Here is a 13,154-nt window from a genome sequence, read left to right as displayed (position 1 = left end):
ATACGATAAAAAGAAGAATGCTTAGAGAGGAAGTTAATGATGGAGCAAAAGCAAGAGATTCATGCTACGGTGAGCGTTAATAATGTTCAGTACGAAGTAATTAAAAACTTTCGTGACGGTTTTAGTGAAGAAGCATTTAAAGAGCGTTATGCAGAAATTTTAAATAAATATGATTATATCGTTGGAGATTGGGGTTATGAGCAACTTAGATTGCGTGGATTCTTTGATGATAGTAATCAACGTTCGACATATGATACGAAAATTAGTACTTTATCAGAGTATTTATATGAGTACTGTAACTTCGGTTGTGCACATTTTGTATTACGAAAAGTGAAGAAATAAAAAAATCCTCTTACGATTGTAAGAGGATTTTTTTATAGCAGTTGTACCAATTATGAGGAGGCTGTTTACTTGCAAAATAAACAGCACCGCGGCAAATATAATTGTTTTTTTCGTATAGGCTTAATGAAACGGGATTACCTGTAAAGCAACCGTACTTTTTCTCACCTTTAACATGAGAGCCCCCCTTACAAGCAAATTGAAATATAATCACCTTCAGAAAGTGTTTTGTTTGGCTTTATTTGTTGTCCATTTAATTGAATATGACCACTTTTGATTTTTTCCACAATGATAGTTCGGCTCCAATCTGAAATATATGTGGATAACACCTTATCAATACGGTGGGAACCAAAAACTATGTTTAATACAATCGTTATTTCGGCTATATCACTTTCTTTGTATTGTGTAATGGAAATGGTAGTACTTGTTTTAGTTTGTTCTTGCTGAGTCATATAGACAGTTTCGACATGATCAGTAAATGATTTATAAATGCGGAGTTTTTGATTCCACGTATGATCTTTCGGACATTTATAAATTGCAAACCGGTATATGTTCTTTCCGTTTGCATTATGTCTGCGAATATTCGTATCGGTAAAAAGGGTAGTACATCCGCAATTTTTACAATACTTTTCGATTATGCTTTGCTCGTTTTCATATAAACTCCAAGAAAGTTGTACTTTCTGCATTTTCCTTCACCTCTTATATTAGTTATATTAGTGGCAAAGGAACGTAATACAGCTATTTGGATGTCTTGTAGTATGAAGACATAAGAAGTAGACAAAAATAAAAGGAGGCTCCCCAAAGAGGAACCTCCGTAAACGTCATACTACAGATGCGTCACGTTCCTTTGTAATGGGAATGGGCAGACTACTCCCTTGAAAAAGCACGGTGCTTTTTTGAGAGTAATGCTATCCAATTGCTGGTCCATTACAAAGTAAATGTTGGCATACGTAGATAACGTCCTTTCCATCCAAATAGATTTTCTCATAATTATAACACAAAAGATTGAAAATTCAAAACTATTACAATGAAAAAACACCAGCTAAACTAACTGGTGTATAAGATAAATTATATAAGTTCAAATAAAAATGAGCGTAATTCTTCTGCAATTTCTTCAGACATAGAAAATGCGTGCTCTAAGTAGCCTGGTTCGTTTAAATCGTCAGGACCGATGATAGCAAATTTATTGCGCTGCATATCAAGGACAATCGTTTTACCGTAATGACGATCGGAGTATAAAAGCGCTAAATCATGACGCTCATTTTCCCCCATAAAGCTAACGAAACGAGTTTTTGTAGCGACTGTATCGTCGTACAGAAAGAAACGTTCTTCCATACACATGGCTCCTTTTTAAATATCTAAGTTTAAGTGAGGCTTATGGTCTAAATGGTGATGTGTTTTAATGAATCGTACCGTTCTTGTTTTGTAACGCATAACGATAGAATATGTTTCAGCTAAATCTCCACCTAGGAATTTCACGCCATCTAATAATTCACCAGCAGATACACCTGTTGCTGAGAAGATTGCGTCATCACCAGATACTAAGTCATCTAACATAAGAAGTTGACGAGGATCTTCTAATCCCATTTCACGGCAACGAGCTTCTTCTTCTTCGTTCATTGGAACTAAGCGAGCTTGCATTTCGCCTTCAAGGCATTTTAATGCAGCTGCAGAGATAACGCCTTCTGGAGCGCCGCCAACACCTACGAATAAGTCGATACCTGTTCCAGGTAAAGCTGTTGCGATTGATGCACCAACATCTCCATCACCAAATAGTTTTACGCGTGCACCTTTTGCACGAACACGGTCAATAATATCTTGATGACGTTCACGTTCTTGGACGATAACCGTTAGGTCACGAATTTTTTTATTGTTTGCTTCTGCTACAATTTCAATTGTTTTTTCAATTGGATCATCTAAGCTAATTTTACCAGCTGCTTTTGGACCAACCGCGATTTTTTCCATGTACATATCAGGAGCATGAAGAAGGTTTCCTTTATCTGCGATTGCGATAACTGCCATTGCATTTGCAAGACCTTTTGCAACGATGTTTGTACCTTCCAATGGATCAACGGCGATATCTACTTCTGGACCGTTACCTGTTCCTAGTTCTTCACCAATATACAACATCGGTGCTTCATCAAGTTCTCCTTCACCGATTACAACTGTACCTGCCATGTTTACTGAATCGAACATATCACGCATAGCTGTAGTTGCTGCATCATCTGCTTCGTTTTTCTTTCCGCGGCCCATCCACTGTGCGGATGCTAAGGCTGCTGCTTCTGTTACACGGACAATTTCTAGTGCGAGTTCACGTTCCAAGGTTGCATTCCTCCAATTTCAAAAATCATACAAATATAACTATAACAAATAACGAGGAAAAGGTGAATTCGAAAAATTGTCGATTTTTTCAGAAGAAAGCGTTACAATTAAAATGTAAATGCTTTAATTTCCAGGTAGGTGACATTCATGTACTTTGTAGACAGAAAGAAAATTGAACAAATGCTAGTATGTTTAGAACAGGCAACAAATACATTTCAAGAGAAAAAGACATATGAAACCGAGTTTGAATTTTACGCATTGGAGCGCATGTCGCATCTTATTATTGATTGTATATTAGATGTAGGAAATGCAATGATTGATGGATTTATTATGCGTGATCCAGGAAGTTATGAAGATATTATTGATATTTTAATGGACGAGAGAGTCATAAGTGGAGAAGAGGGAAAAGACATTAAAGAGATTATTCTTCTTCGAAAAATGCTTATGCAAGATTATATTCAAATGAATCATGATGAATTATATAAGACGATTCAAAAACATATCGCAGTGGTAGAGAAATACCCAGCGAATATTCGCAGTTATTTAGAAAAGGAATTAGGACCTGTATCTGCATTTGTACCAGAATAATTGTGCTTATAAGATCCCCAAAAGACCTTTTGGGGATCTTATATTGTATATGAGAAGGAAAAGGGAGAAGGGTGAAATATGGGAGAAGCACGTACTACGAAAGAAGAGATTATACAATTATTGAAGGTAAAGGGCGAGCATACTGTAGCAGACTTAGCTGAAGCTTTAGAGATTACTGAGATGGCGATCCGTCGACATTTAAGTAAACTGGAGAAAGATGAGCTTATCTATTCAAAGATGGTAAGACAGCATGTTGGACGACCAACATATTTGTATGGATTAAGTCAAAAGGGAGAAGATACATTCCCGAAAGAGTATAAGCAATTTGCTATTGATATGCTAGAAGATTTAGCTCGAATGGGCGATGAAAAAATACTTCGATACGTTTTACAAGCGAGAACGAAACGAATGGAAGAACAGTTGCAAAAGAAGATAAGTAATCAAAGTCATTTAGCCTATAAAGTACAGGAAATAGCTGCTATACAAGAGCGAAACGGTTATATGGTTCAAATAAAGAGAGATGGGGAGCATTCTTTCATACTTGAAAAGCAAAACTGTCCGTTAAAGGAAATTGCAGAGAGATTCCCGCAAGTGTGTGAAGATGAAAAAGATATGTATAAGCGGTTGTTTGCAGGTGCAAATGTGAAAACGTTAGCAAATATGTGTGAAGGCGATTGTAATTGCTCGTACCAAATAAAAGAGAAAAAATGAACGTTATGGGACGCTTTAGGGTAAAGCGTTTTTTTCTTTTGAAAAAGGGGTTAATATAAGAGTGGTATGAGAGATGTAGAACTCTAGCATAGAAGGAGAGACATAATAGATGTATAAAGGCTATTTAATTGACTTAGACGGTACGATGTATCGCGGGGAAGAACAAATTGAAGAAGCGAGCGACTTCGTAAAAGCGTTAGGAGAACGCGGCATTCCGTATTTATTTGTTACAAATAACTCAACTCGTAAACCAGAACAAGTCGCAGAAAAACTTGTTCGTTTCGATATTCCAGCGAAAGCGGAACAAGTATTTACAACGAGTATGGCTACAGCAAACTTTATTTATGAGCGCAAACAAGATGCAACTGTATATATGATTGGTGAAGAGGGCTTACATGATGCACTTGTGGAAAAAGGATTTAAACTTGTGGATGAAAATCCTGATTTCGTCGTTGTTGGATTAGATCGCGATATCACATATGAAAAATTAGCGAAAGCATGCCTTGCAGTGCGTAACGGTGCAACGTTTATTTCAACAAATGGGGACATTGCTATTCCGACTGAGCGCGGATTATTACCAGGTAACGGTTCATTAACATCAGTTGTAGCAGTGTCAACAGGTGTGGATCCAATCTTTATTGGAAAACCAGAATCAATCATTATGGAACAAGCGTTAAAAGTGCTTGGTGTAGGAAAAGAAGAAGCATTAATGGTTGGGGATAACTACGATACAGATATTTTAGCGGGGATAAATGCTGGTATGCATACCCTTATTGTCCACACTGGAGTAACAACTGTGGAGAAGTTAACAGAATATGAAGTACAACCGACGCAAGTTGTGCATAACTTGACGGAGTGGATTGAGAAGATGTAATGCAGAAAGCTGTTCCAAAATTTGGAGCAGCTTTCTTTTATTATTAAGTTGCTACTGTTGTGATTTTTTGTCGGTAAATCGATATATATTAAAAATCGCTGATATAATTTGAGTTGCGGTCGATATATTCAAAAATCGCCTTTCTATACTCCACTCATACAAAGAACAAAGAAGACGAATAAAATGATGATAATACCGATACCAAAGTTGAATACAAGAGTAGTATCCATATATGTAACCTCCTTGTTTGAAAGTAAAAAGCACTCTGGCTGGAGTGCTTTTTATTATCCGAATCTGTAGCAATTGACTTCAAAACCTATATAGAGGGATTAATGTGTTTAAAGAGTCATATTACTGTATGCATTTATTTTAATGAATGAGCAAGTCCTGTTAAGAAAGAAATAGTGAAATATAGAAAAAAAGACACTCTTTCGAGTGTCTTTTTCGATGACATAATGTGTCAATTGCTTGAGTTTGATAAGACGCTAATTTCCGTTTAACGCCTTTTCTTTAATCAAGAAGTGTAGCAACAGCGATTCACATAAATTGTAGCACTTTTCAAATGGAAGTGCGTATGTAATTATGCATATTACGATTAGAGGAGAATCAATTGTGAAAAATGAATGAGTAAATATATGTAAATCAGTAGAGTAGTTGATAAGGAGTGAGATGAATGGATATACATAAGTTAACAGGAGAAGAAGCAAACGAAATAAATGCGTGGGTATACGAGGAACCGTATACGTTATATAGCTTTTCAGGAGATGCTGAAGTAATAGAAGAATTATTAGATGGGACATATTACGGTTGTTGTGATGAGAAGGGAGACTTAATCGGCTATTTTTGCTTTGGAGAAAATGCACAAGTGCCAGGCGGAAGAGATGCCAATTTATATGAGGGCGAAGATGTAGTAGATATAGGACTTGGAATGAAGCCGGAGTTAACAGGGAAAGGGATGGGGGAAATGTTTTTTCAAGCAGGGATAGCATTTGCTGCTGAGGAATTCAATTCGAAAATGTTTCGACTGAGTGTGGCGACATTTAATAAAAGAGCGATTAAGCTATATAAAACCATTGGATTTCAACCAGGACCTATTTTTTTGAGTCGGGGAAGAGAGTTTATGCTTATGGAATATGAAAGACCGTCAGTATGAAACTGGCGGCCTAGAAAATGTTATTATCCGGCTAGTGCCGGAGTGATGCGGGCTAATAATCAGTGGAGGAACAAAACCCTACTGATTACAGTTTCACTTTATTCCGAATGCTCAGCTCGGTGCGCTAAACGACTTGAAGCAGCGGCAGCGATTCCGCCAACGATATCATCAAGGAATGTGTGCACCTTTCCAGTTGATTTATCATTTAAGTACTCTAAAATACCCGGTTTTAATTTATCGATATATCCAAAGTTCGTGAAACCGATAGAACCGTACACGTTAACGATTGAAAGTGCGATAACTTCATCAATTCCGTATAAGCCTTCATCACGTTTTACGATATCTTGTAACGGTGCGCTTAACATTCCTTTTTCAGCAAGGACATCAAGTTCAATGCCTGTAATAAGTGCGTTTTGTACTTCACGTTTGGATAGTACACGCTCAACATTATAGCGACATTCTGACATCTCTAATTTTGGATGGTATGTTTTTTGAAGAAAATGAACAAGTTCAGCAATATCGTCAATTGTTACACCGCGTTCTTGTAATAGTTGTAATGCTCTTTCTTGTAGTTGATTTGATTCTTTCATGTTTATCACCTTTTTTTCTTTTTAGTATTTATATACGTTTCGTTGCTTTATCATGTGCATAGGAATGAAAGGCGAGCACAAGCTCATATATATAAAGAAAAACCATAGGTGGCGACTGCGATGATTCAGCATATTTATGAGCATTATCACATGCATGTTAAAGAATTAATCCCCCTTGGCCCCTATAAAAGCTTTTGGATTCGCAACAAAATTTATGTACTTGTTCCAATTGGAGAAATGGAGGAAGAAGTACTTGTAGAGATGAAAAAGCTCAGTGATTATATGAACCAGCAAGGGGATATAACTGTTGCGACTTTCGTTCCGACTATACACGGTTACTATGTGAGTGAGATAGAAGAAAAAAATTATTGCTTACTAAAAGGTATGCGTATGTTAGAGCGACATGCTACATCATTAGGAAGCGAGCTTTCTATATTCCATAAACGTGGTGCATTCTTTCCAGAAGAAGTTGAGCAATTAAGCCGCATTGGTGAATGGAAAGCGTTATGGGAAAAAAGGCTCGATCAATTAGAAAAGTTTTGGCAATCGCAAGTGATGAACCATCCTTCAGATGTATTCGATCAATTGTTTATTGAATCCTTCCCGTATTACTTAGGAGTTGCAGAAAATGCTATTCAATATGTTGTCGATACAGAAATGGATGATACACCACAAATAACTGACGCAGCAACCATTTGCCAAGAACGATTTACACCTTTATTATGGCATCAAACGAAGCGCTTAAAACTTCCTTTTGATTGGGTATATGATCACCCAAGTAGAGATATAGCAGAATGGATTCGCTACATGATGATAGAAAAAAAGCAAGACTGGGAGCAAACGGTAGTTCAATTCATTACAGATTATGAACGTAATTATTCGCTATCCTCATTTGGTTGGCGCTTATTATTCGCAAGGCTCCTGTTTCCACTTCACTATTTTGAAACAGTCGAACGATATTATCAAACAGGAAACGAAGAGCAAAAAAGCATATATAGAGATCGTTTAGAAGCCATTTTACACGATGTGAACCGCTCTGAGCAATTTATGAAGCATTTTTATGAATCCTTTCGCTTACCAGTTGATAAGTTAGGGATTAGGAAATTAGATTGGCTATCTTAAAAGTATAAAAAAGAGACCGATTGAGGTCTCTTTTTTATACCGCAATTTTATGTAATAAATTATGCTCCTACTTTTTGATCTGTACATATATTTAAAATGAGTTGATGTCTTTCAATTTTCTCATTTACCTTATTTAATAATTCTTGCTGAATTTCTTTAAATAAAAATTGATAGCTCGTATTCCATGTCGGTATAACGGGTGAAAGGCTTAATAAATATTCTTTTTTCTGTTCTAATTCTTGAAGTGTAGAAGAGATGTTTATAATTTTTGGCATGTGTCGTCCCCCTGTGTTTTACTTTTCTTTCTGTGAACGATTTACTATATAAATAATTATCGCATTTTTTGAGAAGGATTTCCAATTATGTTTTATGATGTTAAAAGTAGTGAGGTGCGGATTTACTATTTGGAGGAGAAGTACATATGAAAAAAGAGACCAAAATTGGTCTCTTTTTGAGAAGCGGTTCTAAAGATCCGCTTCTGCTTTTAAATGATATCTAGCTCCAGCGGCTAAAATGTTCGGTGGCTTCGCTTCTTCCGCCGAGGCAAAAAGCGCCTCTATGTCAGAAGCTCCATCCCCCTTACATTTTGAACGATCCGCTTCTGCTTTTAATTAAAATACTTGTTCTACTTCAATAACGCCTGGTACTTCTTCAAGTAGTGCGCGCTCGATACCAGCTTTTAGTGTGATTGTAGAACTTGGGCAGCTTCCGCATGCACCCATAAGGCGTAGTTTTACGATACCTTCTTCAATATCTACTAATTCAACGTCACCGCCATCACGAAGTAAGAACGGACGTAATTTATCTAATACTTCTAGTACTTGTTCTTGCATATTTGGGTTTTCCATTTTTATCGACTCCTTTCATCAGTTTTATTATAATCAAGATACAGGGGAAAATCTATTTTTTCTGTTCTTGTTTTATTGTCGAAATATTGTATCATGTTTACAACGTGTTTTTTCAGTATAGGGGTATAGAATGAATTTGTAAAACGATGTGCTTATGTAGTAAGCCATCTGAATATACTGTTAGAACAAAGAATTGGGGGAGAAGAAATGGTTAATGTTCAAGTGTATGGGGCGAAAGTAATTTGTGCAAGCTGCGTTGGAATGCCATCTTCAACAGAAACGTTTGAGTGGTTACAAGCGGCGATTGGTCGTAAATATGAAGGACAAGAAAATAAATTTAAGTTCGAGTATATTGATATTCAAGAAGATCAAGAAGATAAAGATAAAAAAGCATTCGCAGAGCGAGTGGTGGAAGAAGATTTATTTTATCCAGTCGTTCTTGTAAATGGTGAAATCGTTGGAGAAGGAAATCCACGTTTGAAGGATGTCTACGAAGAAATCGAGAAATATTTATAAAGCATGAAGTCTTTGCGAATTTGCAAAGGCTTTTTTATATGGAGGGATAGATATGGGAAATGTAATAAAACATGCTTTGCCAGAAGAAGTAAAGCAGTTAATGAAGCGGTACATAGTAGAATTAAGAGAAATCTTTTCGGATGAAAAGTTAGTCGGCGTATACGTTTATGGATCCATTGCTTTAGGGGCATTTCATATAGAAACGAGCGATGTTGATTTTGTTACGGTAATAAGTGATTCCGTGAATGAAGCTGAAAAACAACAAATTATAGAACTGCATAAAAAACTTAGTAAAAATACGTTAGGTAAAAGAATGGACGGTATGTATATTCCGCTTGCTGACTTAGGAAAATATAATCATGAAATGGACGAGTACGTATATTGCGCAGATGGTAAGGCTGATATTGGCCATTGGGATATTAATGCGGTCACATGGTGGACGTTGAAAAACCAAGGTATTACTGTTATCGGGAAAGAAGCAGATGAACTCCCGTTTCAAATAAAATGGGATGATGTAGTAAATACGATGAAATATAATGTAGAACATTACTGGAGTGAAAAAGCGAAGCGTCCCTATTTATTTTTTATAGAAGAATGGGTAGAATCAGCTGTCGTTACAATGGGGCGTATTTTATATACGTTAGAGCATAAAACGATCGTTTCAAAAGATAGAGGATTACAGTATATGTTAGAGCTTTACCCTCATAAGTGGGAACCTTTATTAAAAGAAGTAGAGCGAATACGACATAATCCAAAAGAAAAGCGAAAGCTCTTAAGTTGGAGAAGGGCTGATATGACGAAGAGGTATTTGCTTAGTGTGATAGAGGAGTGTAGGGGGAAGTGGTAGGAGAGGATAAAATGTTTCCAATTGGTGATCAGCCGAAGATTATGAAAGACTTAGCAAGTATAGCAGGTGATTTAGCAGAACTAGCGATTGATGGGAAAACGAAAAATATAGAACTGTTATAAAGGATTACTAGAAAACGCAATGTGAAATCACATTGCGTTTTCTACTAGTTTTTTCATATACATATCAACTTTATGAAAGAATATCAGCTCTTTTTCCTCGTTATTAAGATGCACAGAGCAATGTAAATATTGCTGTAAGTAGTGATTTGCTTGTTCGTACTGTTTTAGATTGTAGAAAGCGAAACATGTAAGAAGCAAAAATGCTTTTTCTTTTAATATCGGAACGACAGATAGTATTGGAGTAATGGAATGTCTATTTGTTTTTACTAAACTTTTATATGAAGTCCATGTTTGAAACCAATCTGGAATGATAGAAAGGTAATACGGAATATTTGTAGTTTCATGTGAAACATTATGCAATAGATAGTTCTTTTTTGTGTATACAGGTTCTACACTCGTTTGTAGCATACAATCGAATATTGAAATGTTTTCTTTTATTTGTAAACGGTCTGTGATAAGTTGCGGGAGACTGATAGGATGGACGCCGATGTTTATATAGAAATCGTCTCCAAACTGTCTTTTTTGTATGTTAATGAGATTGTAAAATTCGTTTTCAACTTTGAGAAATGTGTGTCTTTTTTTCTTAAAGCCAAGAGGTTTTAAAGCGGTATGTAAATTTGTAATAAAATCTTGTACCATGGTGTACTCCTTTAGGGAGAAATTTGTTTTATTCTTCATCATAGTTGTACGTAGTTAGCCTAAGTGTAAATTTTAAATAGTCATCTTCTACCAAAACTGTAGACTTTATATTTAATCACCTTAAATAATAGTGTTATGAATATTATTTTATATATTATAGTTAGTTAAAATGAAGGGCAATAGAAAGAGGAAAATAATATGGATATAGCTGAATATCTTGAACACGTAAATTCTAAAGAAGATTTGCTGAAGTTCATTATATACCTCCAAAAGGATTTTAAAGAGAATAAGGAAGAATGGGAGAACGTAGAAGTAGAGAATTATTTAGAAGCATTAAACGGTTGGTTAGGTGATTGTGAAGGTTTTTATATGAATTTTGAAGAAAAAATGCCAGAAAATATTCCATGGAAGTTTATTGCTCAAATGTTGCTTGCGGCAGCTTATTATGAATAAAGTTGAATTTTAACGAGGAGATATTTTCAATTTAAAAAGATAGAATGGAGAAAGTTTTATGATTAACCATAATAAAATTAAACAACTTTTAGCATGTGTAGATCGTGCTGAGGATAATGAAATTGAATTAGAGTATGAATTTGAACCAATAACGATGGAATTATTTAAAAGTGAAGAAATAGAAGAAGGACAACTTGGTTATAGCTTTGATGATGAAGGGCAAAGCTTAATCGGGAATGAAGAAGGCGATTGGAAAGAGGGATGGATTGTAATTGGGATAGATTCATATCTCGGAGATCCAATCTTTGTAGATATTAATGATGAGAATTGTCCAGTTTACACCGCTATGCACGGTGAGGGAGATTGGGAGCCGGAATGTATAGCGGAACGTATAGAAGATGTTATTGAGAAAGTGAAGGGAAATGTGAAATAGTTGTGTTGTGGTAAAGGAGGGCTAAATAAAGTCTTTTGAGAAAAGCAGTGATAGAATGTTAATTATTTGTGTGAGTGGAAATATGCTTGAATTAGTAGAAAGATAGTGTGTGTATAAGGAGGCTATAAGTATGAATTTCCCAAAAGATGAAGATGGAAAAGTACTAAAGATGTTATATAAACAAGGGGCAGATTTTAGTAAGAGCCACGAAGTAGAATTTTTTATTGCTATCCCTAATCAAGATAGTGGTGAGAGAATACTATTACAATTAAAAGAAAATGGCTTAAACGGTGAATTGAATTATGATGAAGAGTTTGAAGAGTGGACATGCATCTGTTCTAAAGAAATGATGTTAAATTATGAGGATATAGTAAGAATTCAAGAAGAACTGGATGAATTAAGTAAGCAACTTGGTGGTTATATAGACGGTTGGGGTACAATGGTGGAATAGTAATCTGTAGTTAAAATAGGGAAAAGAACTCTAAAAGGGGTTCTTTTATGTTAAATATATAAAATATTTAACATAGTGTATTAAATGTTTTATATATAAGTATTCTAATATATTTAATGGTGAAATGGAATATAAAATGAGGAATTGTCGGAATATATTCAATTTCTGTTCATTTTCATGAAATATGGCTACTTTTTGTTAGATTCCTTCTTTTTATTTCTTTACAATAAAATTATATAGAAATAAGAGAAGGATGATGTATGTGAAGGAAACTGCTGTAGAGGGAAAAATTTCTTCGCCAGAATTACATAAAGTTGTGCGCAAGAATACGGCGTATTACGACTTTAAATGGGGACAAGTGAAGAATCCTGAGAAAGAAAACACGTGGAATTGGGTAGCATTTATCTTTCCGCATTTTTGGTTAGCTTATCGTAAAATGTATAAGTTATTTATTATACTTACATTAATAGGAGTACCTACTTTAATTACACCTGTTTTTATTGATATGCCAATGTGGATAGATTTTATAATATATGTTGGAACCATGCTATTTACTGGATGGCAAGGAAATCGTTTATATTATAAGCATATCGTTCGTATTTTACATAAGGCAGAAGATGTGCCTGATTATAAGAAAGAGTATTATTTACAATCAAAGGGCGGCGCTCATATCGGAGTTATGCTTGGTTTACAAGCGATAGTAATTGCGGTATTTGGTGCAATTAGTTTTGGCTTATCTTATTTACCAACTGAACCGAATATTAAAAACGTTGTTCGTTTAAGTCTTGAAGGAGATGCTTTAGAAACTATAACGGATAATCCGAATTGGAAGTATGTTAAGAAAGAAAAAGATTATGATGTAGTAGAATTTACTGGCTATGATTTTGAAGAAAAAAAGAATGTGAAAATTAAATTCGCTGTATATTTAAATGATGATTACTTCGAATGGCAAGAAGTGTATTTAAATAATAAGAAATTAAGTGAAGAAGAACAAGAAGAGTATCAAATTTACGTTGAAGAAAATATGTGGTTTTTCTAGAGAAAAACTCGTTTATTTAGAAAAGAAGAATCTTGTGAAGGTTCTTCTTTTTATTTGTAGAAAACCGGAATACTAATTGAAATTTTGTAAAATACAATAAAAAAAGA

19 protein-coding genes and 2 pseudogenes are annotated in these 13,154 nt (G+C 35.2%); 13 read left to right on the top strand and 8 right to left on the bottom strand.

Annotated features, from left to right (window positions below; all coding sequences use genetic code 11):
* Window positions 1–39: 39 nt before the first annotated feature.
* Window positions 40–342 carry a YutD family protein gene (locus ACTFQM_RS19685; protein ID WP_002174050.1) on the top strand — a complete coding sequence of 101 codons (303 nt, stop codon included), beginning with the start codon at window positions 40–42 and terminating at the stop codon, window positions 340–342.
* A 10-nt stretch (window positions 343–352) separates the two neighbouring features.
* Here ACTFQM_RS19685 and ACTFQM_RS19680 read toward each other — a convergent pair.
* From ACTFQM_RS19680 to glpX, 4 genes and pseudogenes are all read right to left on the bottom strand, one after another.
* Window positions 353–487 (bottom strand): annotated as a pseudogene (locus tag ACTFQM_RS19680) (GNAT family N-acetyltransferase); the annotation flags it as partial.
* Window positions 488–527: 40 nt separating this feature from the next.
* Window positions 528–1,025: a S4 domain-containing protein gene (locus ACTFQM_RS19675; protein WP_440035918.1), complete on the bottom strand. Its 498-nt coding sequence runs from the start codon at window positions 1,023–1,025 to the stop codon at window positions 528–530.
* 382 nt (window positions 1,026–1,407) lie between these two features.
* Complete coding sequence (locus tag ACTFQM_RS19670) at window positions 1,408–1,674, bottom strand: DUF3055 domain-containing protein (protein WP_000392608.1); 267 nt, start codon at window positions 1,672–1,674, stop codon at window positions 1,408–1,410.
* A 15-nt stretch (window positions 1,675–1,689) separates the two neighbouring features.
* On the bottom strand, window positions 1,690–2,661 hold the full coding sequence (gene glpX, locus ACTFQM_RS19665) for a class II fructose-bisphosphatase (RefSeq protein WP_000439096.1): 972 nt from the start codon (window positions 2,659–2,661) through the stop codon (window positions 1,690–1,692).
* A 147-nt stretch (window positions 2,662–2,808) separates the two neighbouring features.
* Between glpX and ACTFQM_RS19660 the strand changes: the two genes are divergently transcribed.
* The 4 genes from ACTFQM_RS19660 (at window position 2,809) to ACTFQM_RS19645 (ending at window position 5,987) form a co-directional block, all read left to right on the top strand.
* Window positions 2,809–3,249, top strand: coding sequence for a DUF86 domain-containing protein (locus ACTFQM_RS19660; RefSeq protein ID WP_025149589.1), 441 nt, complete (start codon window positions 2,809–2,811; stop codon window positions 3,247–3,249).
* Between the two features lie 78 nt (window positions 3,250–3,327).
* Complete coding sequence (locus ACTFQM_RS19655; RefSeq protein ID WP_071718355.1) at window positions 3,328–3,960, top strand: helix-turn-helix transcriptional regulator; 633 nt, start codon at window positions 3,328–3,330, stop codon at window positions 3,958–3,960.
* Window positions 3,961–4,069: 109 nt separating this feature from the next.
* Entirely contained in the window at window positions 4,070–4,834 is a 765-nt protein-coding gene (locus ACTFQM_RS19650; protein ID WP_002174045.1) for a TIGR01457 family HAD-type hydrolase, read from the top strand.
* A 673-nt stretch (window positions 4,835–5,507) separates the two neighbouring features.
* Entirely contained in the window at window positions 5,508–5,987 is a 480-nt protein-coding gene (locus ACTFQM_RS19645; RefSeq protein WP_440035914.1) for a GNAT family N-acetyltransferase, read from the top strand.
* A gap of 98 nt (window positions 5,988–6,085) precedes the next feature.
* Here ACTFQM_RS19645 and ACTFQM_RS19640 read toward each other — a convergent pair whose 3' ends face one another.
* Entirely contained in the window at window positions 6,086–6,577 is a 492-nt protein-coding gene (locus ACTFQM_RS19640; RefSeq protein WP_048375346.1) for a phosphatidylglycerophosphatase A family protein, read from the bottom strand.
* Window positions 6,578–6,697: 120 nt separating this feature from the next.
* Between ACTFQM_RS19640 and yutH the strand changes: the two genes are divergently transcribed.
* Window positions 6,698–7,699: a spore coat putative kinase YutH gene (gene yutH, locus ACTFQM_RS19635; protein ID WP_002174041.1), complete on the top strand. Its 1,002-nt coding sequence runs from the start codon at window positions 6,698–6,700 to the stop codon at window positions 7,697–7,699.
* A 59-nt stretch (window positions 7,700–7,758) separates the two neighbouring features.
* Here the strand turns inward: yutH and ACTFQM_RS19630 are convergent, their stop codons facing one another.
* Complete coding sequence (locus ACTFQM_RS19630) at window positions 7,759–7,974, bottom strand: hypothetical protein (protein WP_048375342.1); 216 nt, start codon at window positions 7,972–7,974, stop codon at window positions 7,759–7,761.
* Between the two features lie 336 nt (window positions 7,975–8,310).
* Entirely contained in the window at window positions 8,311–8,547 is a 237-nt protein-coding gene (locus tag ACTFQM_RS19625; protein ID WP_000431179.1) for a NifU family protein, read from the bottom strand.
* Between the two features lie 207 nt (window positions 8,548–8,754).
* On the opposite strand from ACTFQM_RS19625, the gene ACTFQM_RS19620 reads away from it, so the two are divergent.
* The 3 genes and pseudogenes from ACTFQM_RS19620 to ACTFQM_RS19610 all read left to right on the top strand — a co-directional run.
* Entirely contained in the window at window positions 8,755–9,063 is a 309-nt protein-coding gene (locus ACTFQM_RS19620) for a YuzD family protein (RefSeq protein ID WP_071718347.1), read from the top strand.
* Window positions 9,064–9,115: 52 nt separating this feature from the next.
* Window positions 9,116–9,910 carry an aminoglycoside adenylyltransferase domain-containing protein gene (locus tag ACTFQM_RS19615; RefSeq protein ID WP_440035909.1) on the top strand — a complete coding sequence of 265 codons (795 nt, stop codon included), beginning with the start codon at window positions 9,116–9,118 and terminating at the stop codon, window positions 9,908–9,910.
* An 11-nt stretch (window positions 9,911–9,921) separates the two neighbouring features.
* Window positions 9,922–10,029, top strand: a pseudogene (locus tag ACTFQM_RS19610) (leucine-rich repeat domain-containing protein); the annotation flags it as partial.
* A 30-nt stretch (window positions 10,030–10,059) separates the two neighbouring features.
* Here the strand turns inward: ACTFQM_RS19610 and ACTFQM_RS19605 are convergent.
* Entirely contained in the window at window positions 10,060–10,713 is a 654-nt protein-coding gene (locus ACTFQM_RS19605; RefSeq protein WP_440035907.1) for a DUF4304 domain-containing protein, read from the bottom strand.
* Window positions 10,714–10,869: 156 nt separating this feature from the next.
* Here ACTFQM_RS19605 and ACTFQM_RS19600 point away from each other — a divergent pair, with 156 nt between their 5' ends.
* The 4 genes from ACTFQM_RS19600 (at window position 10,870) to ACTFQM_RS19585 (ending at window position 13,047) form a co-directional block, all read left to right on the top strand.
* Window positions 10,870–11,124 carry a DUF7660 family protein gene (locus ACTFQM_RS19600; RefSeq protein WP_440035905.1) on the top strand — a complete coding sequence of 85 codons (255 nt, stop codon included), beginning with the start codon at window positions 10,870–10,872 and terminating at the stop codon, window positions 11,122–11,124.
* Between the two features lie 58 nt (window positions 11,125–11,182).
* Complete coding sequence (locus ACTFQM_RS19595; protein WP_440035902.1) at window positions 11,183–11,557, top strand: hypothetical protein; 375 nt, start codon at window positions 11,183–11,185, stop codon at window positions 11,555–11,557.
* Window positions 11,558–11,687: 130 nt separating this feature from the next.
* On the top strand, window positions 11,688–12,008 hold the full coding sequence (locus ACTFQM_RS19590; RefSeq protein WP_440035900.1) for a ribonuclease E inhibitor RraB: 321 nt from the start codon (window positions 11,688–11,690) through the stop codon (window positions 12,006–12,008).
* A gap of 253 nt (window positions 12,009–12,261) precedes the next feature.
* On the top strand, window positions 12,262–13,047 hold the full coding sequence (locus tag ACTFQM_RS19585) for a DUF2628 domain-containing protein (protein WP_276561276.1): 786 nt from the start codon (window positions 12,262–12,264) through the stop codon (window positions 13,045–13,047).
* The last annotated feature ends 107 nt before the right edge of the window (window positions 13,048–13,154 follow it).

The sequence above is a fragment of the Bacillus cereus group sp. MYBK30-2 genome (genome assembly GCF_051915945.1).
Lineage (GTDB): Bacteria > Bacillota > Bacilli > Bacillales > Bacillaceae_G > Bacillus_A > Bacillus_A paramycoides.
The sequence above is the reverse complement of the archived record's forward strand: the minus strand, read 5'-3'. Positions and strand labels throughout refer to the sequence as shown.

Excerpts from the sequence above, each read along its gene's own strand:
- ACTFQM_RS19685 (WP_002174050.1), top strand. The coding sequence starts at position 40 with ATGGAGCAAAAGCAAGAGATTCATGCTACGGTGAGCGTTAATAATGTT.
- ACTFQM_RS19675 (WP_440035918.1), bottom strand. The coding sequence starts at position 1,025 with ATGCAGAAAGTACAACTTTCTTGGAGTTTATATGAAAACGAGCAAAGC.
- ACTFQM_RS19670 (WP_000392608.1), bottom strand. The coding sequence starts at position 1,674 with ATGGAAGAACGTTTCTTTCTGTACGACGATACAGTCGCTACAAAAACT.
- ACTFQM_RS19660 (WP_025149589.1), top strand. The coding sequence starts at position 2,809 with ATGTACTTTGTAGACAGAAAGAAAATTGAACAAATGCTAGTATGTTTA.
- ACTFQM_RS19655 (WP_071718355.1), top strand. The coding sequence starts at position 3,328 with ATGGGAGAAGCACGTACTACGAAAGAAGAGATTATACAATTATTGAAG.
- ACTFQM_RS19650 (WP_002174045.1), top strand. The coding sequence starts at position 4,070 with ATGTATAAAGGCTATTTAATTGACTTAGACGGTACGATGTATCGCGGG.
- ACTFQM_RS19645 (WP_440035914.1), top strand. The coding sequence starts at position 5,508 with ATGGATATACATAAGTTAACAGGAGAAGAAGCAAACGAAATAAATGCG.
- ACTFQM_RS19640 (WP_048375346.1), bottom strand. The coding sequence starts at position 6,577 with ATGAAAGAATCAAATCAACTACAAGAAAGAGCATTACAACTATTACAA.
- yutH (WP_002174041.1), top strand. The coding sequence starts at position 6,698 with ATGATTCAGCATATTTATGAGCATTATCACATGCATGTTAAAGAATTA.
- ACTFQM_RS19630 (WP_048375342.1), bottom strand. The coding sequence starts at position 7,974 with ATGCCAAAAATTATAAACATCTCTTCTACACTTCAAGAATTAGAACAG.
- ACTFQM_RS19625 (WP_000431179.1), bottom strand. The coding sequence starts at position 8,547 with ATGGAAAACCCAAATATGCAAGAACAAGTACTAGAAGTATTAGATAAA.
- ACTFQM_RS19620 (WP_071718347.1), top strand. The coding sequence starts at position 8,755 with ATGGTTAATGTTCAAGTGTATGGGGCGAAAGTAATTTGTGCAAGCTGC.
- ACTFQM_RS19615 (WP_440035909.1), top strand. The coding sequence starts at position 9,116 with ATGGGAAATGTAATAAAACATGCTTTGCCAGAAGAAGTAAAGCAGTTA.
- ACTFQM_RS19605 (WP_440035907.1), bottom strand. The coding sequence starts at position 10,713 with ATGATGAAGAATAAAACAAATTTCTCCCTAAAGGAGTACACCATGGTA.
- ACTFQM_RS19600 (WP_440035905.1), top strand. The coding sequence starts at position 10,870 with ATGGATATAGCTGAATATCTTGAACACGTAAATTCTAAAGAAGATTTG.
- ACTFQM_RS19595 (WP_440035902.1), top strand. The coding sequence starts at position 11,183 with ATGATTAACCATAATAAAATTAAACAACTTTTAGCATGTGTAGATCGT.
- ACTFQM_RS19590 (WP_440035900.1), top strand. The coding sequence starts at position 11,688 with ATGAATTTCCCAAAAGATGAAGATGGAAAAGTACTAAAGATGTTATAT.
- ACTFQM_RS19585 (WP_276561276.1), top strand. The coding sequence starts at position 12,262 with ATGATGTATGTGAAGGAAACTGCTGTAGAGGGAAAAATTTCTTCGCCA.